The organism is Aquitalea sp. ASV11, from assembly GCF_016429185.1.
Taxonomy (GTDB): Bacteria; Pseudomonadota; Gammaproteobacteria; order Burkholderiales; family Chromobacteriaceae; genus Aquitalea; species Aquitalea pelogenes.
In genome coordinates this window covers 1-436 of record NZ_JAELUD010000169.1, presented here as the reverse complement: position 1 = coordinate 436, position 436 = coordinate 1, and the positions used below count along the sequence as shown (strand labels likewise).

The 436-nt window shown below is 60.8% G+C and carries 1 protein-coding gene and 1 pseudogene; both read left to right on the top strand.

The features are described 5' to 3' along the window. Positions 1 to 99 (top strand): arginine deiminase family protein, encoded by a 99-nt coding sequence (locus JHD62_RS22910; RefSeq protein ID WP_370541109.1) that lies wholly within the window; start codon positions 1 to 3, stop codon positions 97 to 99. An 80-nt stretch (positions 100 to 179) separates the two neighbouring features. Beyond that, a pseudogene (locus tag JHD62_RS21505) lies at positions 180 to 436 on the top strand (ornithine carbamoyltransferase subunit F); the annotation flags it as partial.

Genomic DNA, 436 nt, shown 5'->3' with positions numbered 1-436 from the left:
GTGGAAGTGATCGAGATTCCGGCCTCCGAACTGGGCCGTGGCCGTGGCGGTGGTCACTGCATGACCTGCCCGATCATCCGTGACGAAGTGAAGATCTAAACCCTTTCGAACAGTGCATCAATATTGCCCGGTGGCGACGGCCAAGCCCGCCACCCGGCACCGGAACAAGGAGTGTTACCATGGCTTTCAATCTGCGCAACCGCAACTTCCTCCGCATGCTGGACTTCACCCCGCGCGAAATCCGCTACATGCTCGACCTGGCCCGCGACCTGAAACGCGCCAAATACACCGGCACCGAACAGCAACACCTGAAGGGCAAGAACATCGCCCTGATCTTCGAAAAAACCTCCACCCGCACCCGCTGCGCGTTTGAAGTGGCCTGCTACGACCAGGGCGCCAACGTCACCTACCTCGGACCGTCCGGCTCGCAGATCGG